The organism is Stenotrophomonas sp. Sm2128 (assembly GCF_030985535.1).
GTDB classification, from domain to species: domain Bacteria; phylum Pseudomonadota; class Gammaproteobacteria; order Xanthomonadales; family Xanthomonadaceae; genus Stenotrophomonas; species Stenotrophomonas maltophilia.
In genome coordinates, this window is sequence record NZ_JAPTFQ010000053.1 from 1 (window position 1) to 25,743 (window position 25,743).

The following is a 25,743-nucleotide window of genomic DNA, read 5'->3' on the forward strand; positions in this document are numbered from 1 at the left end:
GGTTGGGCGTCCTGCCCAACCCGCCCGAGGCATGCCTCGGGCCCATGGCGCTCACGCCCCTGCAACCGGACCCACCCCGCCTTTGACAGGTTGCTGCGACCTGTCGGGACGGCGTTCTGCACTGCTGTTGGTGGGTGTCGACCTTGGTCGACACGCTTTTCCCAAGGGTCAGAAGGGGTTCAGTGCCACGCGCTGAATGCGTGCCCCGGACGGGTAGACTGTGGCTCTTGCTCACGTGAAGACTGGTTGCCCGATGTCCGCCAAACTCCGCTGGTTGCCCCTGTTGTGCCTGGCCCTGGCGGGCTGCAGCCAGCTGGAGAATCCGGGCAATGTCACCGCCGCCGACAAGGCCGCGCGCGCGCCGGCCAGCGATGGCGAGAACATGGTGTCGATCAATGCGGCTGACGCACCGCCACCGCCGGCGCCGCCGCGCAGCCGGGCGGATCGGCCGTGGCCGCAGGCGCAGTTGGAGAATGGCCGCGCCTGGGTCAGCTGCAGTACCGAGTACGCCGGTGAGGCGGGCGATGGCGTCGAGCTGGAGGGCCTGCAGCGCGAGCAGATCACCCAGGCGCTGACGCCGTGCGCCGAACGTGGCCTGATGCGCGTGCGTTACGCCGGCAAGATCAATCCGGGCTTCGCCGAGATGATGTGGCGGTTGGCGGTGGTCGCTGACGAGCAGAAGATCCACAAGCGCATCCTCGACCTGGATTCCAGCGGCGGCCAGGTGGAATCGGCGATTGTCGCCGGCGACAGCATCGGTGAATCGGGCTGGACGATCTGGGTGCGCGAGGGCTCGATCTGCCACAGTGCCTGCGTGTTCGTGCTGGCCGCCGGTGACAACCGCCTGCTGTCGGGCAAGGTCGGCATCCATCGCATGATGCGGATCAGCTCCAAGGCCACCTCGCGCGCGGAACTCAACCGCGAGCTGCACGAGGTCTACGACAACGTGAAGGACTACCTGCAGCGCAACGGCGTGGCGGTGGGTGTGGCCGATCTGATGATGACCGTGCCCAACCGCAGCCTGCGCCTGCTGACGCAGGATGAGCTGCGCCAGTACGGCCTGGACGGCACCAACGCGGTGCAGGACGATCTGGAACGGATCAAGCAGATGCGGGCCTGTGGCGATGACTTCGTGCAGCGCAAGGACGCGTTCCTGGTCGCCTTCGACCAGCAGTGCAAGCGCGAAGGCGCCGACATGGAATCGATCAACAGCTGCGGCCAGGCACTGAAGCAGCGCTTCGGTTTCCCGGATGCGGTGTGCCCGGAAGAAAGCCCACTGTCGGAGATCGATGTGGCAACGCTGCCACCGGCACCGTCGGAGCCGCCGCCGGTGGCCGAACAGGCGCCAGTGAACACCGCCGCGCCCGCCGCGCAGGCTGATGCGGCAGCGGTGGAGGGCAACGCCCCGGCACGCTGACGGCATAGTCACCGCGCTGGCGTAGACTGCGGTTCTCTCCAGAAAACCGGCGGTGTCCATGAAGCGTGTGCTCCTGCTGCTGTCCCTGCTGTCCCTGCTGCCCCTGACCGCATTGGCGCAGGCACCTGCGCCGGCCACGCCTGCACCGGCTCCGGCACGCCCGGCCCCGGCCTCGCCAGCGGCTGCGAAGCCAGCCACCGCCGGTGCCCCGGCGTTGACTGCTGCACAGCAGGCCCAGGTGCAGAAACAGGATGCCGAGATGGGCGCTGCTGCACTGAAAGCCGCGCAGCTGGTCGATGCCAACCGCGCCGGCGAACTGTGGGATGGCGCCTCCGCCGTCGCGCGCCGTGCAGTACCGAAGGCCGCATTCGTCAGCCAGCTGACCACCGAGCGCACGCGCTTGGGTGCGCTGGCCGGGCGTGGCCAGCCCACCATCACCCGGGTCAAGTACAGCGCAGGCGCCGCGGTACCGGAAGGGCTGTACATCAACGTCAGTTTCCCGACCCGTTTCGCCAACAGCGCGCAGCCGGTGCGCGAGCTGGTCTCGTTCCGTTTCGACGAGGACCAGGTGTGGCGTCTGGCCGGTTACAGCCTGCGTGCGTCGGCACCCTGAGGAGATGATCGATGGCAACTGAACTGACAATGCTGGCCTGGTCGGTGCTGCTGGGCTTCGTCTATATCTTCGCCACCTCCACGGTGGTCACCCGCGAGCGCGGGATGAAGTGGAATGCCTCGGCACGCGATGGCGATGCAAAGCCGGTCAGCGCGCTGGCCGGTCGCCTGCAGCGTGCGCAGGCCAACTTCCTGGAGACGTTCCCGTTCTTCGCCGCCGCCGCCATCGCGGTGGTCGTGGCCGGTCGCGGCAACGACACCACTGCACTGGCGGCGCAGGCCTACTTCTGGGCGCGTGTGGTCTATCTGCCCCTGTACGCCGCAGGCGTGCCCTACGTGCGCAGCCTGGTGTGGCTGGTGTCGCTGCTGTCGATCCTGGCGCTGGTGTTCGCACTTCTCTAAGTCGGCCTGATCCAGATCAAGGCCGCTCAGGTGCGCGGCGCTATGCTGGCGCGGACTGAATCAACGGCAGGAGGCGCGCATGCGCAGGATGGACGTGGTGGTGGTCGGCGCCGGACCGGCAGGTCTGTGCTTCGCGCGCGCGCTGGCCGGCAGCGGGCTGCAGGTCGGGCTGGTCGAAGTGCAGCCGCGCCAGGCCCTGGCCGAGGCCGCCTTCGATGGCAGGGAGATCGCGTTGACCCATGCCTCGCGGCAGAGCATGGAGCAACTGGGTCTGTGGCAGCGCCTGCCGCAGGCCGAAGTCGCTGAACTGCGCGATGCCAAGGTGATGAACGGCGGCTCGCCATTCGCGCTGACCTTCGCCAGCAGCCAGGTCGACGGCCAGCCGCTGGGCTGGCTGGTACCCAACCATCTGATCCGCCGTGCCGCATGGGATGCGGTGCAGGGCCAGGACGACGTGGAACTGTTCGACGGGCGCAAGGTGCAGGGCGTGCAAGCCGATGCACAGGGCCATGTGGTCAAACTCGATGACGGCAGCCAACTGCATGCGCGGCTGCTGGTGGCCGCTGACAGCCGCTTCTCCGCCACCCGCCGCATGCTCGGCATCGGTGCGCAGATGCGCGACTTCGGCAAGTCGATGCTGGTGTGCCGCATGCAGGTCGAGCGCGACCATCGCCACACTGCCTGGGAATGGTTCGGCTACGGCCGCACGATGGCGCTGCTGCCGCTCAACGAGGGCCAGGCATCGGCGGTGATCACGCTGCCGCCGCGGCAGATCGAGGCGCTGCTGGCGATGGACGAGGTGGCCTTCGGCGAGGCCATCAGTGCTTGCTTCGAACATCGGCTGGGCCGGATGCAGCCGGTGGCCACGCCGCAGGCGTATCCGCTGGTGGGTGTGTACGCGCACCGTTTTGTTGGCGAGCGTTCGGCGCTGATCGGCGATGCCGCAGTCGGCATGCACCCGGTCACCGCGCATGGCTTCAACCTGGGCCTGGCCAGCGCACAGCGGCTGGCGCAGGGCATCGTCGCGCAGCAGCGTCGCGGTGCCGACATTGCCGCCGCCGGCATGCTGGCCAGCTACCAACGGGGTCACCGGCTGGCGTCGCGGCCGCTGTACGAGGCCACCAATGCGATCGCCAGCCTGTACACCGACGATCGCCGCCCCGCGCGGCTGCTGCGGGCGGCCGGCCTGCGCCTGGCGCAGGGCGTGGCACCGTTCAGGCAGCTGATTGCCTCGCACCTGACCCAGCGCGTAGCCTGAACAGCCTCACATCAGCCGGCGGCCAGCACCCGGATCTGGCTGTCGGCGAACTCGACCACCTGGCCTGCGCGGATCTTGCAGGCCTTGCGCAGTTCGACTTCGCCGTCGACCCGCACCAGGCCTTCGCTGATGACCATCTTGGCTTCGCCGCCGCTGGTGACCAGGTCGGCCAGCTTGAGCAGCTGCTTGAGTTCGACGTAGTCACCGTCGAGGTCGAATTCGAGAATCTGCATGGAGCGGGGTTCCTGGGAAGAGGGGCGCAGGCCAGCGGCCGGGCCGGGAGGAGGGCGCGTATTGTGCGCCAGCACGGGGCATGACGGCACGCGCACGGAAAGCTGTACGCCTCGTTCAGGATCAATGCGGTATCATCCCGCTCTGAGCGAGTGAAATCTCCTCCGACCGAGCAGCGCCAGGGCACGCGATAAGAAGGGCGCCCAAAGCGCGGACCATCCCTTTTTTATCGCACTGCCAGGAAGACGGCAGTGCCTTCGGAGTTTCCCATGTCCCAAGATTCCCAAGCGCCGCTGCAGTTCGCGCAGCTCGGCCTGTCCGAGCCCGTGATGCAGGCGGTCACCGCCATCGGCTACGAAACCCCGTCGCCGATCCAGGCCGCCACCATCCCGGCGATGCTGGAAGGCCGCGACGTGCTGGGCCAGGCCCAGACCGGTACCGGCAAGACCGCCGCGTTCGCGCTGCCGGTACTGTCCAACATCGACCTGCAGCAGATCAAGCCGCAGGCCCTGATCCTGGCGCCGACCCGCGAACTGGCCATCCAGGTCGCCGAGGCGTTCCAGTCCTACTCGTCGAAGATCCCGGGCTTCCGCGTGCTGCCGGTGTACGGCGGCCAGCCTTACGGACAGCAGCTGTCGGCGCTGCGCCGTGGCGTGCATATCGTGGTCGGTACCCCCGGTCGCGTGATCGACCACCTCGACCGCAGCACCCTGGACCTGTCCGAGCTGAAGACCCTGGTGCTGGACGAAGCCGATGAAATGCTGCGCATGGGCTTCATCGACGACGTCGAAGCGGTGCTGAAGAAGCTGCCGGAGCAGCGCCAGGTGGCCCTGTTCTCGGCCACCATGCCGCCGCAGATCCGCCGCATCGCGCAGACCTACCTGCAGGACCCGGTGGAAGTGACCATCGCGGCCAAGACCACCACCTCGGCCAACATCCGCCAGCGTTACTGGTGGGTGAGCGGCATGCACAAGCTGGATGCGCTGACCCGCATCCTGGAAGTCGAGCCGTTCGACGCGATGATCATCTTCGCGCGCACCAAGGCCGGCACCGAAGAACTCGCCAGCAAGCTGCAGGCCCGTGGCCTGGCCGCTGCCGCCATCAACGGTGACATGCAGCAGGCCCAGCGTGAGCGCACCATCGCCATGCTGAAGGAAGGCAAGCTGGACATCCTGGTTGCCACCGACGTGGCTGCGCGCGGCCTGGACGTGGAGCGCATCAGCCACGTGCTGAACTACGACATTCCGTACGACACCGAAAGCTACGTGCACCGCATCGGCCGTACCGGCCGTGCCGGCCGCAGCGGCGAGGCGATCCTGTTCGCCACCCCGCGCGAGAAGGGCATGCTGCGCCAGATCGAGCGCGCCACCCGTCAGCCGATCGAAGAGATGCAGCTGCCGAGCGTGGAAGCGGTCAACGACACCCGCATCAACAAGTTCACCTCGCGCATCACCGAAACCCTCGGTGCCGGCGGCCTGGACTTCTACCGCCAGCTGCTGGAGCGCTTCGAGAACGAGCAGAACGTGCCGGCCATCGAGATCGCCGCCGCGCTGGCCAAGATGCTGCAGGGTGACACCCCGTTCCTGCTGCAGCCGCCGGTGCGTGCCCCGCGTGAAGAGCGCGCCCCGCGCGAGCGTTTCGACCGTGGCGACCGTCCGGAGCGTGGCGATCGCTTCGACCGCAACGAGCGTGGTCCGCGCTTCGAGCGTGGCCCGCGTCGCGACGACGCCGAAGGTGGTTTCGAGCAGCGTCCGCGCCGTGAGGTTCCGCCGCGTGGAGCACCGGAGCAGGGTATGGAGACCTACCGCATTTCGGTGGGCCACCAGCATGGCGTGAAGCCGGCCAACATCGTCGGCGCCATCGCCAACGAAGCGGGCCTGGAAAGCCGCTTCATCGGCCGCATCGACATCCACGACGACTTCTCGCTGCTGGACCTGCCGGCACAGATGCCGCCGGACGTGCTGTCGCACCTGCAGAAGGTGTGGGTGTCCGGCCAGCAGCTGCAGATGCGTGCGCTGGCTCCGGGTGAAGACACCAACCCGGCCCCGCGTCCGTTCAAGCCGCGCTTCGACAAGCGTGGCCCGGGCGGCCCGGGTGGCCCGCGTCGTGGTGGCCCGGGTGGTCCGGGTGGCCATGGTGGCCATGGTGGCGACCGCGGCGGTGACCGCGACAGCCGCCCGCCGCGTCGTGACGGCTTCAAGCCGCGCGGCCCGCGCAGCTTCTAAGCCGCACCCGCAGCCGTCCATAACAACGCCAGCCCCCGGGCTGGCGTACAGGAAAAGGGGACGGAGGGGATTAAGTCGTAAATGGCAGGCCATGCGCTTATGCCGAAAACGACTTAATCCCCTCCGTCCCCTTTTTCGCATGGTCCACACATTGCCGGTCATAGGCTGGGCCGGTTCCAAGGCAGGTTGTCACCGCAGCACATTCGGGGGGATCCGGGATGGGTAGAAGTGGCACGGACCAGCAGAGCCGGCGGGTGCCGATGACCCGTGGGCTGGGATTGCGCTTTGCGTTGTTGACGGGCATGGCGATCGGGTTGGTCGCGTTGTCCGCGTTGATCCAGGAACTGCAGGCAGCCTCGACGGCCTGGATTGCCGGCCAGGGGTACTGGTCACGAGGGCAGCAGGATGCAACCGCTGCGCTGAGCCGCTACCTGGCGCGTGGCCATGCCCAGGACCTGGATGACGCGCGCCAGGCGCTGCGGATTCCATTGGGCGATCTGCAGGCCCGGCTGGCGCTGGAACAGGCGGTACCGGACGAGGAAAAGGCCAGGCAGGGCTTCCTGCAGGGTGGCAACGCGCGCGCCGATATCCCGCGCCTGGTGTTCTCGTTCCGCCATGCACGCGACATCGGTGCATTCCGGGAAGCAACCACGCTGTGGCGACAGACCGACGATGATCTGTTGGCTGTGCAGCGGCTGGTTGCCGAGCTGCAGTCGGGGCACGCCCAGGGCGTGCTGCCAGCGGCGGAACGCGACCGGTACCTGCAACAACTGCGTGATCTGGACCGGCGGCTGCAGGTGCAGGCGCAGGCATTTTCGCAAGCGTTGCTGCGCATGGCCACGATGGTACGGATCGCCACGCTTGTGGTGGGCGGGTTGTCGGTGCTGGCGATCAGCCTGATGGCGGTGGCCCTCGCGCGCCGCGTCGGCAAGGACCTGACCGAGCATGAAAGCCGCTTCCGTGCAGCCTTCTACCAGGCCAATGTCGGCATGCTCAAGCTCGACACCGACGGCAAGGTGATCGAAGCCAACCAGGCGATGGCCGACATCCTCGACTACCGACGCGACGTGCTGCTGCAGATGTCGCTCGGCGATCTGTTGATGGAAGGCGAACTGGTCATCGATGGCGTCGGCCGCATCGACTGGGACCGGCAGCTGCGGCCGAGTGAACTGCGCTTCTGCCGCCGCGATGGCAGCCTGGTGTGGGGGCGCTGGAGTGGCACCGGCGTGCGCAGCGCGGGAGGCGGCCTGTCGGTGTTTGCGATCATCGAGGATGTCAGCCAGAACCATGCATTGGCACGTGAGATCGAGCATCACGCCAGCCACGATCCGCTGACCGGCCTGATCAACCGCCGCGAGATCGAGCGGCTGCTGGAACGTGCGCTGCTGCAGGTACGCAGTGATGGCGGTACGCATGCGCTGTGCTACATCAACCTGGACCACTTCAAGCTGGTCAATGACAGCTTCGGCCATGCCGCCGGTGACCAGATGCTGCGCAGTTTCGCCGACTATCTGGTGGCGGCCGTGCGCGACGGTGACTGGGTCGGCCGCCTGGGCGCCGACGAGTTCGCCGTGTTCCTCGCCCATGCCGGGCAGGACGAAGCCAAGCGGGTGCTGCAGCGGGTGATTCGCAACCTGGGCCAGGCCACGTTCCCGATCAGCGAGGGCAGCCCGCAGCTGAGCTGCAGCATCGGCGTGGTCGAGGTCAGTGCCGATGCGCCGGACGTGAACTGGTTGATGAGTGCCGCCGACAGCGCCTGCTATGCAGCCAAGCAGGCCGGGCGCAACCGCGTGCACTGCTTCAATGAGAACCGCATGGCGCTGGAGGAGCGGCGGCAGGAGGCCGAGCGCCTGCAGGGCGTCAGCCTGGCGATGGCCGAGAATCGCATGCTGCTGTATGCACAGCGCATCGCCCGCGTGGGCGATCCGTCCTACCTGCACTACGAGGTGCTGGTGCGCATGCGTGGCACCGATGGCAGCCTGCATCTGCCCGGCCAGTTCATGCCGGCGGTGGAGCGCTATGGCATGGCAGTGGCGCTGGACCGGCACGTGCTCGGGCTGCTGTTCCGCCACCTGCAGGTGTGCCCGGCGCACGTGCGACAGCTGGGCCTGTGCAACGTCAACGTGTCCGCGCAGTCGATCGCCGAGCCGGGATTCCTCGCCTTCGTCTGCGACCTGCTCGAGCGCAACCGCGCGCTGGCCTCCAAGTTGTGCTTCGAGATCACCGAGACTGCGGCGATCAGCAACCTCAGCCAGGCCCGCGCCTTCATCGATGCGGTGAAGGCACGGGGGTGCCGGATGGCGCTGGATGACTTCGGCTCCGGCCTGTCTTCCTTCGGCTACCTGCGCCAGTTGCCGGCGGACATCCTGAAGATCGACGGCGCCTTCGTGCGCGACATGGATACCGACCCGGTCAGCCACGCCACGGTGCGCGCGATCAGCGAGCTCGGGCGCGAGCTGCAGATGGAAGTGGTGGCCGAGTGGGTGGAGACCGCCGAGGTTGCCGGTGCGCTGACCCGGCTTGGCGTGCAGGGGCTGCAGGGCTATGCCATCGAACGGCCGCAGCCGCTGGAGCGGCTGACCCTGGTCGATCTGCGCCCGGTACGGCTGGTCGCGGTGAAGGGGCCGCCGGCGGCTGGCTGAACCGCGGGCGCCGACTTTGGTCTACACATGCGTGGCGTGCCCGGCTGCGATAATGCGCGCCAGGGGCGGCGCGCAGTGGGCGCGGACGTAAGCAGGAACAGGACGTGGCGTGGGCGGCAGGCAGTGGCGGTATGGAACAGGAGCGGTGCTGGCCGTCCTGATGGTGTGGTTGGCGTTGCCGTGGCCGCTTCAGGCTGCAGAGGCCGTGTCGGGCCATGATTATCTCCTGGTCGGCGGCGCTACCGACGAGCCGACGCCGCACCGCGCATGCACGCCGCAGATGCTGTCCGGCGCCCGCCAGCAGGTGCTGGTGCCGGCTCCGCCGCAGGGCTGGTCAGGCCAACCGCAGGCGCTGGACGTGTTCAACGTCTTTGCCGGTGAAGTGCGCGTCCAGCATGGCGACCGCGAGATCTGCGGCAACATGCACGACGCGCGCACCCGCGATTCACGTTTCCGGGCTGGCATCGGCCTGGTGGCGGTACCGCCGGCCGGCAGCCATGAACCGTTCCTGGTCTCCTGGCAGACACCGCTGAAGACACGTTGGGTACCGACCCTGCGGCTGGGCGCGCCCAGCCCGGTGCAGCAGAACGACACCGCCCGCCTGCTGGTGCGCGCGGCCTGCATCGCGGTGGCGATCGCGCTGGCGCTGTCGGCGTTGATGGCCTTCCTGACCACCCGGGACCGCAGTTTCCTGGTCTACATCGCCGGCACCACCGTGATGGTGCTGTGGCAGGCCATCCTCGGCGGGCTCAGCGGCTATCCGGAACCCTGGCTGCCGGTGGGCGAGCACGGCGCCTGGTGGCTGCTGGCGCTGACCGCTGCGACCCAGGCACTGGTGCTGCCGGCGCTGTGGCGGCTGAACGGAGGCGACCGCGTGCTGCCTCGATCGCGCCCGGCCCAACTGGCGGTGTTGTGGACCCTGATGGCGCTGGCCGTGCTGGTGCCGTGGCTGCGCTGGGAGCATCTGGCCTGGGTCGCGAAGGGCTTGCAGGTGTCCTATCTGTCCGGATGTGGCCTGGCACTGATGGTCGGCGTCTGGGCACGCTGGCGCGGCGACCGTTGGGCGCAGGCGGGTCTGGCCGCGCTGGCACCGATGCTGGTACTGATCATCGCCGATGCCTGTGGTGCGGCGTGGCTGCTGGAATACCGGGTGGAGGCGCTGCAGCTGGCGGTGACCTGGCTGTTGATGATGGCCGCGTATGCGTTGAACCAGCGGCTGGGCCGGCTGCGCCAGCAGCGTGATGAACTTCGCCAGCTGGCCGAGACCGATGGCCTGACCGGGCTTCCCAACCGTCGCGCCGGACTGCAGCAGCTGGCCCGCCATCTGGAACGGGTGGACCGTGAGCGCGGCCCGTTGGTGATCGGCTTCCTCGACATCGACCTGTTCAAGGACATCAACGACCGCCACGGCCACGCAGTGGGCGACCAGGTGCTGGTGGCGGTGGCGCGTGCCCTGCGCGCGGCGGTGCGCAGCCAGGACGAAGTGGTGCGGATGGGCGGCGAAGAGTTCCTGCTGCTGATGCCCGGCATGCCGCGCGAGGCGGCGTCGGCGCGGCTGGACCGCCTGCGCCAGCGCATCACCGAGGCTGGCCAGGCCCTGCAGGTGCCGGGGCTGGAGGTGACCGCCAGCATCGGCCTGGCGCAGTGGCGACCGGGCGAGGACGATCTGGCCGGGCTGCTGCGGCGCGCCGACCATGCCATGTACGTGGCAAAGCGGGCGGGCCGCAACCGGGTCTTCGACGGCGAGGAGCTCGATCCGCCCGCCCTGGCATGAAGCGCAGCGGGCGGCGATGCCGGATAATGGGCCGATGACCACCCGACTCAACAAACATATCGCCGACACCGGCTTCTGCTCCCGCCGCGAGGCCGATCGCCTGATCGCCGCGCGCCGCGTTACCGTCAACGGCCATCCGGCCGGTACCGGGGCGGTGGTGGGCGAGGAAGACCAGGTGCTGGTCGACGGCCAGCCGCTGCGCGCCCGCGTGGCACGCAAGCCCGGCGCCCGCCGCCACGTCTACATCGCACTGAACAAGCCGGTAGGCGTCACCTGCACGACCGAAACTTCGGTCAAGGGCAACATCGTCGACTTCGTCGGCCACGAACAGCGCATCTTCCCGATCGGCCGCCTGGACAAGGAATCCGAGGGGTTGATCCTGATGACCAGCAACGGCGACATCGTCAATCAGATCCTGCGCGCCGAAAATGGCCACCAGAAGGAATACCTGGTGGCGGTGAACAAGCCGGTCACCGATGAGTTCCTGCGCGGCATGGCGCGCGGCGTGCGCATCCACGACCAGATGACGCTGCCGTGCAAGACCTCGCGCATCGCCAAGTTCGGCTTCCGTATCACCCTGCAGCAGGGCCTGAACCGGCAGATCCGCCTGATGGCCGCCGAATTCGGCTATCGCGTGACCCAGCTGCGCCGCGTGCGCATCGACAACATCAAGATCGGCGCGCTGAAGCCGGGCCAGTGGCGCAACCTGACCGAGCAGGAACTGCAGGGCCTGCTGCCGAAGCAGCTGGACTGGTAACGCGCGGTAGTGCCGGCCGCTGGCCGGCTGCTCCAGGCATCGAATGCGCGCGGGATGCCGGCCAGCGGCCGGCACTAGCCGTTGTGCGGATTACGCGCGGGCATCAGCTAGACTTTGCAGTGACCTGCCGGAACGTGACGCTGCATGATCAAGCCCGACAAGCCTGCCAACGAAGCCCTTCGGCTCCAGGCGCTGTACCGCTACCGGATCCTTGATTCGCAGCGCGAGAAGTCATTCGACGACCTGGTGGCGATCGCCAAGGCGGTCTGCGGTACCTCGATGGCGGCGGTGACCCTGATTGACGTCGAACGGCAATGGTTCAAGTCGATCCAGGGCATCGACGCGGCGGAAAACCTGCGCAGCGAATCGATGTGTGGCCACGCCATCCTGCAGCCGCACGAAATCATGGTGGTCGAGGATGCGTTGCAGGACGTCCGCTTCCACGACAACCCGGTGGTGACCGGCGACCCGCACATCCGCTTCTACGCCGGTGCGCCGCTGATCAGTTCCGATGGCCTGCCGCTGGGTACGCTGTGCGTGTTCGATGCACAGCCGCAGCACCTGCCCAGCGACAAGGCCGAGGCGCTGGCCGCGCTGTCACGGCAGGTGATGCTGGTGATGGAGCTGCGCCGTTTCGCGCTCGACATCCAGAAGCACATGCTGGAACGCGATGACTACGAGCGCCTGCTGTCGGAATACCAGGACGTGCTGCTGGCGCAGAATGCCGACCTGGCCGAACAGAGCCGCACCGATGCGCTGACCGGCCTGCCCAACCGCCGCGCGATGGCGGCGGCACTGGAAGAGGCGGTGGCGGAGATCGATGGGCAGCCGGGAGTAGCCTGCGTGGCCCTGCTGGACATCGATCATTTCAAGCACATCAATGACTTCCAGGGCCACGCCACCGGCGACCGGGTACTGGCCGAGCTGGGTGTGCTGCTGCGTTCGCATTTTGCCGGCCGTGGCATGGCCGCGCGCTATGGCGGGGAGGAGTTCGTGGCGGTGATGCCGGGCACTGATCTGCGCACGGCCGAACTGCAATGCGAGTTCCTGCGCTTGGCCGTGGCGGATCTGCCGCTGGGATTCCCGGTCACGATCAGCATTGGTGTGGCCCAGCACCAGCCCGGTGAAAGCGTGGATGAGATGCTGGCGCGCGCCGACAAGGCGCTGTACCGGGCCAAGGGCAACGGTCGCAACCGGGTGGAGCTGGCGGGCTGAAACACCGGCGGTTCGCGCGCTGAATGCATGCGACGCGTGGATGATTCGATGCCGCTCCAGTAGATTCACGCCATGCGTGGATGCTCTTCCCGTTTCACCTGGCGTCGCAGCTCCTGCGATCAGAACCGGCCAGCATGACGTCCTTGTTTCCACGGACACCAGCCATGCTGCAGACCCTGGCCATCGCCCACTATCGCTCGCTGCACGGGCTGGTACTGCCGCTGCAGCCGTTGAACGTGGTCACCGGTGACAACGGCAGTGGCAAATCCAGCCTGTACCGCGCGCTGCGCCTGCTGGCGGAAACCGCCCAGGGCGGCGTCGCGGCGGTGCTGGCCCGCGAAGGGGGACTTGGTTCGGCGCTGTGGGCCGGCCCCGAATCCATCGATCGCCGGGTTGCGGCCGGCGATATCCCGCTGCAGGGCGGGCCCCGGCAGGCGTCGGTGGGGCTGAAGCTGGGATTCACCACCGACGAGTTCGGCTATGCCATCGACCTGGGCTACCCGCCACCCAGCCGTTCCGCGTTTGCGCTGGATCCGCAGATCAAGGCGGAGGCGATCTGGGCCGGGCCGTTCCTGCGCAGCGCCAACCTGCTGGTCGATCGCCGTGGGGCAATGGTGCGGCAACGCCATGCGCACGGCTGGGATCTCGTGGATGACCGGTTGTCACTGTTCGACAGCCTGTTCACCCAGGTCGGCGATCCGCAGCGCATGCCGGAAACCATCGCCCTGCGTGAGTACATCCGTCGCTGGCGCTTCTACGATCATTTCCGCAGCGACGCCGATGCCCCGGCGCGACAACCGGCGATGGCAACGCGCACGCCGGTGCTGCATCACGACGGCCGGGATCTGGCGGCGGCCTGGGTGACCATTCTCGAGATCGGAGATCCGGTTGCGTTGGCACGCAGTGTCGATGATGCCTTCCCCGGCGCCACGGTCGGCTTCGAAGAGCTGGACGGTCGACTGGCCCTGCGATTCCACCAGCCCGGGCTGCTGCGGCCGTTGTCGATGGCCGAATTGTCTGACGGTACCCTGCGATTCCTGCTGCTGGCCGCGGCACTGCACACGCCGCGGCCACCGCCGCTGCTGGTGCTGAACGAGCCGGAGACCAGCCTGCATCCGGACCTGCTGCCGGCGCTGGCGCGGCTGATCATCGCCGCCAGTGCGCGCAGCCAGGTGTGGGTGGTGTCACACGCCAGCCGGCTGATCGCGGCGTTGGAGCAGGCGCCGGGCTGCCACTCGCTGCATCTGCACAAGGAACAGGGCCGCACGCTGCTGAGCGGGCAGGGCCTGCTGGATGCGCCGGCCTGGCATTGGCCGCAGCGCTGAGACATCGATCCGGAACCGGCAGATCCACGCCATGCGCGGATGCACTCAATCGGCGATGTTGCGTGCTTCGGCCGTGCCAAGGATTTCCGGGTGCTGCACCGGCTTGCGGCGGTTCAGCAGCGGATGCAGGAACACCGCGCCGACAATGATGGCCACGCCCAGGTAGAACCACGGCGTGACCTCGTGCTGCTCGCGCAGCAGCACCACCGCCAGCACCACCGCATAGACCGGCTCCAGGTTGGTCACCAACTGCACCGTATAGGCGCTCAGGTGGCGCAGTGCGACCAGGGCCAGGGCGAACGGCAGCAGCGTGCAGAACCCGGCCAGCACCAGCAGCAGGATGCTGTCGTGCAGATTCGGGACCACCCACAGCGGGCTGGCCAGTGCTGGCAGCAGGTAGGGCATCAGCGGTGCCAGCAGGGTCAGGGTGAGGGTGCCGGCACCCAGCTCCAGGGCGGTGACCGTGAGCGGATCGGCGTGGCTGACCATGCGCTTGTTGAGCGAGCCGAACACCGCCACCAGCAGCGCCGATATCGCGCCGATCAAGACACCCAGGCGCATGCCATCGGGCACGCCACCGACCACCAGCGCAACACCCGGCAGCACCGCCAGGCCGAACGCCAGTTCACGTAGCTGGAACGGCCGCTTGGCGACCCAGGGTTCGATGATCGAGGTGAACACCGGGGCCAGTGCAATGCAGGTGGCGGCCACCGAGGCATTGGCCAGTTTCACCGCGCCGTAGAAGGTCAGCCAGTGCAGGGCGACCAGCGCACCGATGCCGGCGTAACCGGCCACCAGCCGCAGGGGCAGGGTGCGCAGCCCGCGCCAGACCCGCGGCAGCAGGGCCAGCATCGCCGTCACCAGCAGCATGCGCCACCACACCAGCGGCAATGCGGGCAGGGTGATCAGCTTGCCGAGGATGGCGGTGACGCCCCACAGCAGGACACAGAAGTGGATCTGCCACAGCGCTTTGCGGGTGTCGGGTGTGCTCATCCGCCTATTGTGAGGCAAGGCGAACGTCGCAGCGCTACCCGCGTGCGGGATCGCTGCCCTGGCCAACCCGCCGCTGCAGTGCCATCGCCGCCGCTGGGTTGCGTGCCTTGCCCGCGCCGATGCACAGCAGGTAGACCTCGCGCGGGGTTTCCGGAGCTGGCGCGGCCAGGCAGGGCAGGTCATCCACCGGTTCGCCGCGTGACCAGCGGCGTGCGCGTTCGGCCCAGCGCTGCTGCACGGGCGCCGGCAGGCCCTCGTTCAAGCGCGCCTGGCTGCGCTTGATCCGCGCATAGACGAAGCCGGCACTGACATCGCCGTGCAATGGCGCCTCGTCGCTGTCCTCGATCACCAGCGCCACGCCATGGCGGCGGGCGGCGTCGACCAGTGCCGGGCCATGTGCCTCGGCGTTGCGGACCTCCAGCGCATGCTGCAGCGGCACCCCGTCCAGCTGCTTAGGCAGCTGTGCCATCAGCCGTTCCAGTGCTTCGGCGCCGGCCGGATGCCGTGGATCGAACTGCCACAGCAGCGGGCCCAGCCGGTCACCGAGCGCAGTCGCCGCCTGCAGGAAGGGCGCGGCCGCCTCGACCGTACTGGACAGGTCGCGGCGCTGCACCAGGTAGCGTGGCGCCTTCATCGAGAACCGGAAGCCTTCCGGCGTCTGCGCGGCCCACTGCGCGCACTGCGCGGCGGTGGGCGTGCGGTAGAAGGTGCCGTTGATTTCGATGCAACGCAGCGCACGGCTGGCATGGGCCAGTTCTTCACGCTGCGGCAGGCCCACGGGGTAGAAAACGCCGCCGCGCCATTCGGGAAACACCCAGCCACCGATGCCGCAGCGGATCGTTCCGGCGGTCACTGGCCGTGGTCCGCGCGCCACGGGTCGTAACTGCCGAACCACCACAGGTAGCCTTCCGGGTCGGCGCAGGCATAGCCACGGCCGCCGTAGTCCTGGTCGGCGATGTCGATGACGATTCGGGCACCGGCGGCCTTGGCCCGGGCGTAGTGCGCGTCGGCATCGGTGACGATCACGCAGGCACTCTGCGTCTGGCGGCCGCCGACCTCATCAGGCATCGCCGCATGCTCGCTCCACGCGCTCTGGTTGCTGGCCGAGCCCAGCATGATCATGCCGGTGCCGAAGGTCAGCTGCGCATGGAACACCGTATCGCCATCGGCGTAGACGGCCTGGGCATGGAAGCCGAAGGCGCGCTGCAGCCAGTCGATGGCAGCCTGCGCATCGCGGTAGCGCAGGCACGGAATGATGGTGGAGCCGCTGCTCGGTTGGCCGTTCCCGCCCATGACACCCCTCCTATGGCACAGGGCAGGGTGCAACGCAGAACGTTACCATCCCGCGAAACCCCGGTGACGGCCTGCACATGGCCGCCACCCCTGTTCGGAGATCGTGCTGGATGAAACCCTGGATTGGAGGAGCCGTGCTGCTGGCGTGCACGACCATGGCGAGCGCTGCCACCCCGGCGCAGTTGCAGGAGCTGGATGCAACCGTCGAGCGCGTGCGCGCGCAGTTCGACGTGCCCGGTATTGCGGTGGCGGTGGTCAAGGATGGCGAGGTGGTGCTGGAGCGCGGCTGGGGCGTGCGCGAGCAGGGCAAGCCGGAACCGGTGCAGGCCGATACGCTGTTTGCCATTGCGTCCAACACCAAGGCGTTCACCGCCACCTCGCTGAATCTGCTGGCCGAGGACGGCAAGCTGAAGATGGACGACAAGGTGATCGACCACCTGCCGTCGTTCCGCATGTCCGATCCGTTCGTGACCGGCCAGATGACGATCCGCGACCTGCTGTCGCATCGCAGCGGACTGAGCCTGGGCGCCGGTGACCTGTTGTTCTGGCCGACCACCTCCTACAGCAATGCCGAAGTGGTGGAACGGCTGGGCAAGGTGCCGCTGAAGGGTGGATTCCGCGAGGGCTATGCGTACGACAACATCCTGTACGCGGTCGCCCAGCAGGTGATCGAGCATGTTTCCGGCATGAGTTACCAGCAGTTCCTGCAGACCCGCATCTTCGACAAGGTGGGCATGGCCGGCACGCGCTACAACGCCGATCACCTGAAGCCGGGCGACAAGGCCGCGGTCGGCCACGCCAAGTACGATTTCAAGGACCTGCGTACCGTCGCGCCGCTGACCTGGTCGAACAATGCCGGCGCCGGCGGCATCTATTCCAGCGCGCACGACATGGCGCGCTGGATGCAGGTGCAGCTGGCCGAAGGCAAACTGGCCGACGGCACGCCGTTGTTCTCCGAGAAGAGCCAGCAGCAGATGTGGCGGATGATCACGCCGCAGTCGATCCCGGCGCCGAGCGTGCCGGAGCTGGCACCGGCGCGGGCCAACTTCGCCGGCTATGGCGAAGGCTGGAGCCTGAGCGACTACCGCGGGCGGAAGCTGGTCTGGCACACCGGTGGCTGGCCGGGCATGGTTTCGCGGCTGACCCTGGTACCGGGCGAGAAACTGGGCGTGGTGGTGCTGACCAATCAGGAAGTGGGCGCGGCGTTCAATGCGATCACCCTGAGTGTGCTCGATGCTTACCTGGGCGGTGAAAAGCATGACTGGGTGGACGCCTATGCCAAGGCCGTGGCCAAGGGACAGGACAAGGCCGACGAGGCATGGGCCAAGCACCAGAGCGCGCGCGACAAGGGCAGCAGGCCGTCGCTGGCGCTGGCCGGCTACACAGGCACGTTCCGCGACCGCTGGTATGGCGACATGCAGGTCAGTGCCGAGGGCAAGGGACTGCGCCTGCGCTTTGCCAGGACCGCGCAGCTGAGCGGACGCCTGGAGCACTGGCAGCACGACACCTTCATCGTGCGCTGGGACGACCGTTCGCTCAACGCCGACGCGTTCGTGAACTTCAGCCTGGACCCGGATGGCAAGGTGCGCGAGGTGCGCATGCAGCCGATTTCCGACCTGACCGATTTCAGTTTCGATTTCCAGGACCTGCTGTTCACCCCAGTGAAATGACGCCGCCGAGCGTGGCCCGGCGCTGACGTTTGACGAATCCGATGGGTAGTGCCGGCCGCTGGCCGGCAACCTCATGATCCCCGGATGCGTCGCAAGGGTGCCGGCCAGCGGCCGGCACGACCGCAGCCGCAGCGATCGTCGGCCGGCGTACACATGCGGCATGGGATACTCCGCCAGCTAAAGATGGCGAGGGAATGCGATGTTCCGTTGGTTTGAATCCCTGATTCCGGTGTTCCCGCCCGTGGACGGGCGGATGCCTCCGCGCAAGGTGCTGCCGTTCTACCTGCACTACCTGCGCCCGGTGTGGCCGGTGCTGCTGGCCACGCTCATCGCCGGCCTGCTGCTGGCGCTGGTGGAAGTGGCGATGTTCGATTACCTGGGCCGCATCGTCGACATGGTCGCCGAGCAGCCCGGTGCCGACTTCTTCAAGCGCCATGCCAACGACCTGGGCTGGATGCTGTTCATCACGGTCATCGCGCGTCCGATCCTGGTCGGCCTGCACAACCTGCTGGTCAACCAGGCCATCGTGCCCGGCCTGAGCAACCGCTCGCGCTGGTTGATGCACAACTATGTGGTGCGGCAGAGCCTGAGCTTCTTCCAGAACGACTTCGCCGGCAGCGTCGCCAACCGGGTGATGCAGACCGGTACCTCGCTGCGCGAGTCGGCGGTGCAGATGGTCGATTCGCTCTGGTACATCGTGGTCTATACCGGCACCGCGCTGTACCTGTTCGCGCAGGCCGACTGGCGGCTGATGGTGCCGCTGATCCTGTGGCTGCTGGCCTATGCGTTGATCATGGTCTACTTCGTGCCGCGCGCGAAGGAACGGGCCTGGATTGCGTCCGAAGCGCGTTCCAAGGCGATGGGCCGCATCGTCGATGGCTACACCAACATTCCCACGCTGAAGCTGTTCGCCCATGGCGGGCGCGAGCAGGCCTACGTGGCCGAGTCGATCCAGGAACTGGCGGTCAAGCACCGCGCGCAGACCCGGGTGACCACCGGCATGGACCTGACCATCGCCATCGTCAACGGTTTCCTGATCGCCGGTACCTGTGGGCTGGCGCTGTGGCTGTGGAATGGCGGCCACATCACCGTCGGTGCGATCACGCTGGCGACCGGCCTGGTGATCCGCATCCACAACATGTCCGGCTGGATCATGTGGACCATCAACGGCATCTTCGAGGACATCGGCACGGTGCAGGATGGCATCACCACCATCGCCCAGCCGCTGACCGTGCAGGACCGCGAGGATGCGGTGCCGTTGCAGGTGACCCGTGGCGGCGTGCATTTCCAGGACATCCACTTCCACTACGGCAAGAAGGGTGGCGTGATCGCAGGCCTGGACCTGGTGGTGAAGCCGGGCGAGAAGATCGGCCTGGTCGGTCCTTCGGGGGCCGGCAAGTCGACCCTGGTCAACGTGCTGCTGCGCCTGTACGACCTGGAAAGCGGCCGCATCCTGATCGACGGCCAGGACATTGCCTGCGTCACCCAGGAAAGCCTGCGCCAGCAGATCGGTGTGGTCACCCAGGACACCTCGCTGCTGCATCGCTCGATCCGCGACAACCTGCTGTACGGCCGTCCAGACGCGACCGATGAGCAGCTGCGCGCTGCGGTGGCCAAGGCGCGTGCCGAAGCCTTCATCGACACGCTGGTGGACGGGCAGGGGCGTCGCGGCTACGACGCGTATGTCGGCGAGCGTGGCGTGAAACTCTCCGGCGGCCAGCGCCAGCGCATCGCCATTGCCCGCGTGCTGCTGAAGGACGCTCCGATCCTGGTGCTGGACGAAGCAACCTCGGCACTGGACTCGGAAGTGGAAGCGGCGATCCAGGACAGCCTGGATGAGCTGATGGGCGGCAAGACGGTGATCGCGATCGCGCACCGGCTGTCGACCATCGCGCGCATGGACCGGTTGGTGGTGATGGACCAGGGACGCATCGTGGAGACCGGCACCCATGCCGAGCTGATTGCGGCCGGTGGCCTGTACGCACGGTTGTGGGCGCGGCAGACCGGTGGATTTGTTGCTGCCGATCAATGATCGCTTCGGGGTCGGATCCCTTTCTGCAGGAAAGGGCTCTGACCCCAGCGTGTTTCCGGAGACCTGCATGATCCGCCCCCTGCGCTCCCTGTTGCTGGCACTCAGCCTGGTTACCACGGTTGCCACGGCTGCGCCGGCACCCATGGACGGCGACCAGCTCGAGCAGGTCGTCCTGCTCAGCCGTCACAACCTGCGCGCGCCGGTGGTGGCCTCCGGCGCGCTCGCCAATGCGACGCCCGAGACCTGGCCGCGCTGGGAGGTGGCACCGGGCGAGCTGACCACCAAGGGAGGCGTGCTGGAGGTCTACATGGGCCGCTACATCGCCCAGTGGCTGCGCCAGGCGCAGCTGTTGCCGGTGTCGGGTTGCCCGCAGGAGGATGACTTCCACGCGTACGCCAACAGCCTGCAGCGCACCCAGGCCACCGCGCAGTTCTTCGTTGCCGGTGCTTTCCCGGGCTGCCATGTTGCGGTCGAACAGCGCATGCCGCTGGGCTCGATGGATCCGTTGTTCGATCCGGTGATCCGCCGCGACGACGCGGCATTCCGCACGCGCGCGCTGGAGTCAATGCAGCGAGCGCTGGCCGCAGTGGACCTGGCACCGGCTTTGTCCGTGGTGGAGGAGATCACCCGCTATCCGCAGTCGACGGCATGCAAGGGGCACAGCGACTGCCATCTGGCGCTGGCCGATACCACCTTCAGTACGGAACCGGGCAAGGAGCCTCGCGCGTCCGGATCACTGGCGCTGGCCAGCGGGCTGGTCGATGCCTTGTTGATGGAGCACTACCAGGGCAGTGGCATCCCCCGCGAAGGCTGGGGCCGGTTGACCACCGAGGCGCAATGGCAGGCGCTGGCGCAGATCCGCAACCGCTACCAGGACATCCTGTTCGGAACGCCCGAGGTGGCGCGTGATGTGGCCGCTCCGCTGCTGACAAGAGTGAATGCGTTGTTCGACGACCCGGCGTCGCCGAAGGTGACCCTGCTGGTCGGTCACGATTCCAACATCGGCTCGGTGCTGGCGGCGTTGGGAATCAGCGACTACAGCCTGCCGGGGCAGTACGAGAAGACACCGATCGGTGGCCTGCTGCAGTTCGAACGCTGGCGTGATCGCCACAGCGGGGTGGAACGGATCCGCCTGGCCTACATCTACCCGACCACCGCGCAGCTGCGCGATGCGCTGCCGCTGGCCAACGCGCAGCCGCCGGGCCGCGTCGTGCTGCGTGTGCCGGGGTGCGCGGCTCAGGAGTGCACCGTCGCCGAGTTCCAGCGCCTGCTGCATCCGAAAGCCCGCTGAGGCGCGCTGCTAACGCAGCGGCGTGCGCACGATGCCATGCGTGGCCATCAGCGTAAGGTCGCCGCCCAGCCGTGGCGAGTGGAACGGGCCGCGTGCATGCGCGGCATCGAACAGGCCGCTATCCGGTGATCGCAACCGGTAGAACTCGACCCAGCCGCTGGCCTGCAGGGGCAGCTGTGCAACGCCGGTGTGCTGGTTGAACCATGCAGGGTCCTTGCTGCCTTCGATGACGCGGCGGGCAAGGCGGTCAATTGCATGGTCCTTGCTGGCATACCAGTCCTGGCCGCGCAGCCGCGCCAGCTCGGCCATCATCACCAGTGGCGCCAATGCGTAGTCGTGATAGTGCAGGGCACGCTGTCCACGGGTCATCTCCAGCGGCAGGCTGCCATCGCCCTGGATGTCATCGATGCCTTTCTGGAATGCGGCGTGGCCTGCCTGCCACAGGGCATCGTCGTCGGTGGCCAGGCCGGTGGCCAGCACGCCCAGCCCGCCCCAGTAGTAGTGGTTGTTGCGGCGCCGTTTCGGATTGTCCCAGTACGCCAGATTGGCCCGTGCCAGCTTCTGCAGCCACGGATCGATACGCGCACGCTGCTGCGGGTTGGCCTGGTCATGCACTTTCAGGTACGCCATGGCTACCGCATCGAGCATCCACTGACGCATGTAGAACGACTGATCGTTGTTGACCCGGATCATCTGCCCGAGCATGGCGCCGTCGTCGGCCCACGCACCCAACCAGCTCAGCGTGCACTGTGCCGCTGCCGGGTCACTGGTGCGCAGGTAGTCATCGCTCATGCGCGCGACGTCGGCGGCATAGCGGTCCAGCGGCGCAGTGGCGTCCTTGTTTTGCTGGTGCAGTACCGGGTCGATCACCGAGCCGACCTTGTCGGTGTAGTAGCCAAGCGCGCGGATGTCCGGCTGGCCGGGCGGCGGTGCGGGGCAGGCGGCGAAGGCACCCGCACTGGCCATCAGCGTGGGCAGCAGGGCGAGGCGCAAGGGGAGAGACATTGGAAACCGGCGGAAGGGAAATCCGGCGAACGATGCGCCTGGCCATGTTGCCGGCATGTGATGCGGAGATGGCCTGGCGTTCCCCCACAAACAGATCGGCCCGGGTTTCCCCGGGCCGCTCCGCTTCATCTCACACCGTCCCGATCACTCGATCGGCTGGTCCAGCATCAGCTGGCGTGCGAAACGCACCGGGGGTGCGCCGTAGGACAGTACCTGGTCGTGGTACGCCTTCAGGTTGAACTTGTCGCCCAGCTTCTCCTGCACCGCCTTGCGGGTGTCGAAGTGTTCCTGCGCACCGACGAAGTAGGTCGGTAGCTGTGCCGAGGTCAGCTGTGCACGCACCCACTTGCCCGCCGCTTCGCTTTCCTGCTGGAACGCGTCGTGGGTCATCAGGTGCATCGCCTTCTCGCGATCCCAGTTGTCCACGTGCACGCCCTGGTCGAGGATCGCGTTGGAGATCGTGCGCAGGTAGAACTTCAGCTGCACCAGGTGGAACAGCGGGTCGTTGTTGAGGTAACCCTGCTCCTGCATCATGCGCTCGGTGTAGACCGCCCAGCCTTCGGCGAACAGGCCCGAACGCAGCACCGCACGCAGGGTGGAGGGGAACTTGGCCGAATGCCAGCCTTCCAGGTAGTGGCCCGGGGTGCCTTCGTGGATGCTCAGCAGGTGGATCATGCGTGAGTTGTACTCACGCAGGAACGAGTCGACCTGCTTGTCGTTCCAGTCGTCCGGAATCGGCGACACGGCGTAGAAGGTCTTCAGGTTCTTGTCCAGCGGACCCGGTGAATCACAGTAGGCCACGGCCACGCCACGCTGGAATTCCGGCATCAGGATGATGTCCACCGGCGCGTCGGGCAGCGTCATCAGATCGTGCTCGCGCACGAACGCAGTGGACTGCTCCAGTGCGGCCTTGGCATCGTCGACGACCTTGTCGCGTGCCGGCTTGTCGGCGTAGGCCAGTTCCAGCGCAGCTTCGATGGCCTTCTGCTGCTGCTCGTCGGTCGGCTGGGCCGGCATCTCCGGCGCACCCGGCTTGTCCTTCAGCACGGTCTGCGCGATGCCGTACATGTCTTCGCGCACGCGCTTGAGTTCAGCGCGTGCACGCTCACCGATTTCCTGGCGCGACAGCGAGGAGCTCAGCGCGAACTTCAGCTTCTGGTCGTACTTTTCCGCACCGATGCGGAAGTCGCCCTTGGCATTCGGCACCAGGGTCTTGTCCAGCCAGGTCTGCTGCTCGTCCACCGCCTTCTTCAGGCCGTCGATGGCGGCCTGCAGACGCTGCTGGTCGGCCTGCGGCAGTTCACCGATGTGCGGGGTGATGAAGGTATCGACGATGCTGAGGATGCCCTTGTTCTGCTTGGCCACCGTCTCGGCATGGATCTTCGGCACGCGCGCCGGATCCAGGTTCTCGCGGGCCTGGGCGAAGATCGCCGGCAGCTTTTCCATGCGCGCGGTGGCCGACTTCAGGCGCTCCGGCAGCGGCGCGAACTCGCGCGCCATCAGGCCGTAGATCGCGCTGCCGGCGATGCCGTTGTACAGCTGCGGGTCCCACTTGCCGGACTGCAGCACTTCGGCGTTCCAGATTTCCGACTGCAGCTGGTTGCGCAGGATCGCTGCGTCCACCTGGTTCTCGCGGCCCAGCTTGGCCACCTCGATCTTGTCCAGCTCGCCCAGCAGCGCCTTGTAGGCTGCCAGGGTCTTCTGCTGGCCGGCGGCACTGAGGTCGTCCAGCTCGCTGTCGTAGCGGTGGTCACCGATCTGGGTAGCGCTGACCGGCGACAGCTGCATCCAGGTGTCCAGGGCGCGCTTGGACAGGTCGGCGAAGGCGGCATCGACCGCCGCGTCACCGGCCTGCTGGCTGGTGGCCGGAGTGGAAGCGTTGGTCGGGGCGTCGGCCGGCTGGCAACCGGCCAGGGCGGCGACCAGGGCGAGGGCAAGAAGATGCGGGCGCATCGGCGTTCCTGTACGGGGTCAAACCCTGAGCATAGGGCCGCGTGGCTGCTTTGTCCCCGTGCCATAGGATTACCATGGGCGCAGACAAGGACCCTCCAAAGGAGCGCAGAACATGGAATACCAGGGAAGCTGCCATTGCGGCAGGATCGCATTCACCGTACAGGCCGGGGCGCCGATCAGCGACGTCATCGACTGCAACTGCTCGATGTGCCGCCGCCGTGGCAGCCTGTTGTGGTTCGCCCCGCGCGAAGCGTTCCAGCTGAGCACCGATCCGGCGGACGTGGCCACCTACCACTTCAACAAGGCCCACATCGACCATCACCATTGCCGCGAATGCGGCATTGCCCCCTACAGCGAGGCGGTGGATCCGCGCAGCGGTATGCCGATGGTGGCGGTGAACGTGCGCTGCGTGCCTGCAGTGGATCTGGCCACGCTGGCGGTGACCTCCTACGACGGGGCCGCACTGTGAGGCCGGTGCGCGCGTGGATGTGCATGGCAGCAATGCCGGTGCTGCTGCTGGCGCTGGGCGCCTGCGCCAAGCAGGGCGACATGGAGGCGGATGCGGGCGCCACGGCGGCCGAGGCTGCCATCGCTTCACCGGAAGGCGCATTCCTCGCCTACGAACACGACGTGCAGGTGCAACTGGAAGCGGCGCAGATCGCACCGCGCATCCAGCAGGTGGCACTGGCCTGCCAGAGCGCGAAGTTCGGTGACTGCGCGGTGCTGCAGGTAGACCAGCGCAGTGGCGAGCAGCCCAGCGGCGAGGTCAAGGTGCGGATTGCACCGAAGGGCACCGAGCCGTTGATCGCGTTGGCCGGTGAGGGCGGCACGCTGCAGTCGCGCAACACGCGTGCCGAGGACCTCGCGCAGGCCGTGGCCGACACCGCACTGACCAAGGCGCGGCTGGAGAAGGAACACGCGCGGCTGCTGGCCTACCAGGACCGCAAAGACCTGAAGATCGAGGACCTGATGGCGATCACCACGCGGCTGTCCGAGATCGAGGCGGGTGTCGAGCAGGCCAGCAAGGATGCCGCGCAGCAGCGCCGGCGCATCGATACCCAGCTGGTGACGATCCATTTCGATACCACGTCCGGCCAGCGCAGCCGCAGCGAGATCGGCGAGGCGCTGAGCGAGTCGGGCAGCATCCTCAGCACCAGCGTTGCGTTCCTGATCCGCGCCGTCGCCGCGCTGCTGCCGGTGGCGGTGCTGGCCTTGATCGCGGCCTGGGGTGTGCGTGCATGGTGGCGCCGCCGCCGTCGCAAGCTGCCGCCCAACCTCTGAGGTGGAGGCTGATGCCGGCAGCCCGCCGGCATCAGCCCTCGTCGGTCTCGTACTCGACGAACACATCCAGCTCCAGCGCCAGTTCCTGCACTGCGTCGCGCACCTTCTGCGCGGTGCTTTCATTGCCGACTTCCACTTCCAGCTCATGGATGCCCGGGCCGATGTCGTCGGACAGCCCGGCCGAGCTGGAATCGTCGTCGTCCATGTGCGGCATCAGATCGTCGGTTTCCTCGACATGCTCGATGCCCTCCAGGCCGAGCAGCAGGTCGCTGATGGCACGGGCGTCGTCTTCAGTTCCGGTGATGCGCAGTCGCAGCATGGCCATGGCGTAGGTACGTTGTGGAGTTGCCTGCAGCCTAGCCAGCGC

At 67.5% G+C, this 25,743-nt stretch carries 22 protein-coding genes; 15 read left to right on the forward strand and 7 right to left on the reverse strand.

What is annotated here, in order from left to right; translation table 11 throughout:
* Positions 1-253 precede the first annotated feature (253 nt).
* From O0K41_RS14870 to ubiM, 4 genes are all read left to right on the forward strand, one after another.
* The gene (locus O0K41_RS14870) at positions 254-1,417 is read left to right on the forward strand and encodes a hypothetical protein (protein ID WP_123958353.1); all 1,164 of its coding nucleotides are present in this window, start codon (positions 254-256) and stop codon (positions 1,415-1,417) included.
* 58 nt (positions 1,418-1,475) lie between these two features.
* Complete coding sequence (locus O0K41_RS14875) at positions 1,476-2,030, forward strand: DUF4019 domain-containing protein (RefSeq protein ID WP_108270497.1); 555 nt, start codon at positions 1,476-1,478, stop codon at positions 2,028-2,030.
* 11 nt (positions 2,031-2,041) lie between these two features.
* The gene (locus O0K41_RS14880; protein ID WP_099530522.1) at positions 2,042-2,431 is read left to right on the forward strand and encodes an MAPEG family protein; all 390 of its coding nucleotides are present in this window, start codon (positions 2,042-2,044) and stop codon (positions 2,429-2,431) included.
* A gap of 79 nt (positions 2,432-2,510) precedes the next feature.
* Positions 2,511-3,689, forward strand: coding sequence for a 5-demethoxyubiquinol-8 5-hydroxylase UbiM (gene ubiM / locus O0K41_RS14885; protein ID WP_099523468.1), 1,179 nt, complete (start codon positions 2,511-2,513; stop codon positions 3,687-3,689).
* Between the two features lie 11 nt (positions 3,690-3,700).
* On the opposite strand, the gene O0K41_RS14890 is transcribed toward ubiM, so the two are convergent.
* On the reverse strand, positions 3,701-3,922 hold the full coding sequence (locus tag O0K41_RS14890) for an RNA-binding S4 domain-containing protein (RefSeq protein WP_005408703.1): 222 nt from the start codon (positions 3,920-3,922) through the stop codon (positions 3,701-3,703).
* 267 nt (positions 3,923-4,189) lie between these two features.
* Here O0K41_RS14890 and O0K41_RS14895 point away from each other — a divergent pair, with 267 nt between their 5' ends.
* The 6 genes from O0K41_RS14895 to O0K41_RS14920 all read left to right on the forward strand — a co-directional run bounded on the left by O0K41_RS14895 (position 4,190) and on the right by O0K41_RS14920 (position 13,858).
* Positions 4,190-6,145 carry a DEAD/DEAH box helicase gene (locus O0K41_RS14895; protein WP_099605749.1) on the forward strand — a complete coding sequence of 652 codons (1,956 nt, stop codon included), beginning with the start codon at positions 4,190-4,192 and terminating at the stop codon, positions 6,143-6,145.
* Positions 6,146-6,363: 218 nt separating this feature from the next.
* The gene (locus O0K41_RS14900; RefSeq protein ID WP_099605750.1) at positions 6,364-8,787 is read left to right on the forward strand and encodes an EAL domain-containing protein; all 2,424 of its coding nucleotides are present in this window, start codon (positions 6,364-6,366) and stop codon (positions 8,785-8,787) included.
* A gap of 109 nt (positions 8,788-8,896) precedes the next feature.
* A complete protein-coding gene (locus O0K41_RS14905; protein WP_108270496.1) occupies positions 8,897-10,561 on the forward strand; it encodes a diguanylate cyclase in 1,665 nt (554 codons plus the stop codon).
* A gap of 34 nt (positions 10,562-10,595) precedes the next feature.
* Entirely contained in the window at positions 10,596-11,318 is a 723-nt protein-coding gene (locus tag O0K41_RS14910; RefSeq protein ID WP_005408708.1) for a pseudouridine synthase, read from the forward strand.
* A 144-nt stretch (positions 11,319-11,462) separates the two neighbouring features.
* Complete coding sequence (locus tag O0K41_RS14915) at positions 11,463-12,533, forward strand: sensor domain-containing diguanylate cyclase (protein ID WP_049448299.1); 1,071 nt, start codon at positions 11,463-11,465, stop codon at positions 12,531-12,533.
* A 164-nt stretch (positions 12,534-12,697) separates the two neighbouring features.
* Positions 12,698-13,858 carry an AAA family ATPase gene (locus O0K41_RS14920; protein WP_049417946.1) on the forward strand — a complete coding sequence of 387 codons (1,161 nt, stop codon included), beginning with the start codon at positions 12,698-12,700 and terminating at the stop codon, positions 13,856-13,858.
* 45 nt (positions 13,859-13,903) lie between these two features.
* Here O0K41_RS14920 and O0K41_RS14925 read toward each other — a convergent pair whose 3' ends face one another.
* The 3 genes from O0K41_RS14925 to O0K41_RS14935 are packed head-to-tail and all read right to left on the reverse strand — an operon-like array spanning position 13,904 to position 16,144.
* A complete protein-coding gene (locus O0K41_RS14925; RefSeq protein ID WP_005408711.1) occupies positions 13,904-14,851 on the reverse strand; it encodes a DMT family transporter in 948 nt (315 codons plus the stop codon).
* A 34-nt stretch (positions 14,852-14,885) separates the two neighbouring features.
* On the reverse strand, positions 14,886-15,704 hold the full coding sequence (locus tag O0K41_RS14930) for a DUF72 domain-containing protein (protein ID WP_088436636.1): 819 nt from the start codon (positions 15,702-15,704) through the stop codon (positions 14,886-14,888).
* Entirely contained in the window at positions 15,701-16,144 is a 444-nt protein-coding gene (locus O0K41_RS14935) for a VOC family protein (RefSeq protein WP_005412719.1), read from the reverse strand. The genes O0K41_RS14930 and O0K41_RS14935 overlap by 4 nt, the downstream gene beginning before the upstream one ends.
* A 110-nt stretch (positions 16,145-16,254) precedes the next feature.
* Here O0K41_RS14935 and O0K41_RS14940 point away from each other — a divergent pair, with 110 nt between their 5' ends.
* The 3 genes from O0K41_RS14940 to agp all read left to right on the forward strand — a co-directional run bounded on the left by O0K41_RS14940 (position 16,255) and on the right by agp (position 21,137).
* The gene (locus tag O0K41_RS14940) at positions 16,255-17,814 is read left to right on the forward strand and encodes a serine hydrolase (protein WP_164222637.1); all 1,560 of its coding nucleotides are present in this window, start codon (positions 16,255-16,257) and stop codon (positions 17,812-17,814) included.
* A 199-nt stretch (positions 17,815-18,013) separates the two neighbouring features.
* Complete coding sequence (gene smrA, locus O0K41_RS14945; protein WP_164222640.1) at positions 18,014-19,846, forward strand: multidrug efflux ABC transporter SmrA; 1,833 nt, start codon at positions 18,014-18,016, stop codon at positions 19,844-19,846.
* Positions 19,847-19,913: 67 nt separating this feature from the next.
* On the forward strand, positions 19,914-21,137 hold the full coding sequence (agp, locus tag O0K41_RS14950) for a bifunctional glucose-1-phosphatase/inositol phosphatase (protein WP_088436639.1): 1,224 nt from the start codon (positions 19,914-19,916) through the stop codon (positions 21,135-21,137).
* Positions 21,138-21,146: 9 nt separating this feature from the next.
* On the opposite strand, the gene O0K41_RS14955 is transcribed toward agp, so the two are convergent.
* On the reverse strand, positions 21,147-22,142 hold the full coding sequence (locus O0K41_RS14955) for a polysaccharide lyase (protein ID WP_108270491.1): 996 nt from the start codon (positions 22,140-22,142) through the stop codon (positions 21,147-21,149).
* Positions 22,143-22,286: 144 nt separating this feature from the next.
* On the reverse strand, positions 22,287-24,095 hold the full coding sequence (locus O0K41_RS14960; protein ID WP_005408718.1) for a DUF885 domain-containing protein: 1,809 nt from the start codon (positions 24,093-24,095) through the stop codon (positions 22,287-22,289).
* 112 nt (positions 24,096-24,207) lie between these two features.
* Here O0K41_RS14960 and O0K41_RS14965 point away from each other — a divergent pair, with 112 nt between their 5' ends.
* Together O0K41_RS14965 and O0K41_RS14970 are read left to right on the forward strand one after the other, a co-directional pair.
* Positions 24,208-24,564, forward strand: a complete 357-nt coding sequence (locus tag O0K41_RS14965; protein WP_012479600.1) for a GFA family protein — start codon at positions 24,208-24,210, stop codon at positions 24,562-24,564.
* Between the two features lie 23 nt (positions 24,565-24,587).
* Positions 24,588-25,376 carry a DUF4349 domain-containing protein gene (locus O0K41_RS14970; protein ID WP_049448286.1) on the forward strand — a complete coding sequence of 263 codons (789 nt, stop codon included), beginning with the start codon at positions 24,588-24,590 and terminating at the stop codon, positions 25,374-25,376.
* Between the two features lie 31 nt (positions 25,377-25,407).
* On the opposite strand, the gene O0K41_RS14975 is transcribed toward O0K41_RS14970, so the two are convergent.
* The gene (locus O0K41_RS14975) at positions 25,408-25,701 is read right to left on the reverse strand and encodes a hypothetical protein (RefSeq protein ID WP_005408721.1); all 294 of its coding nucleotides are present in this window, start codon (positions 25,699-25,701) and stop codon (positions 25,408-25,410) included.
* Between the last annotated feature and the right edge of the window lie 42 nt (positions 25,702-25,743).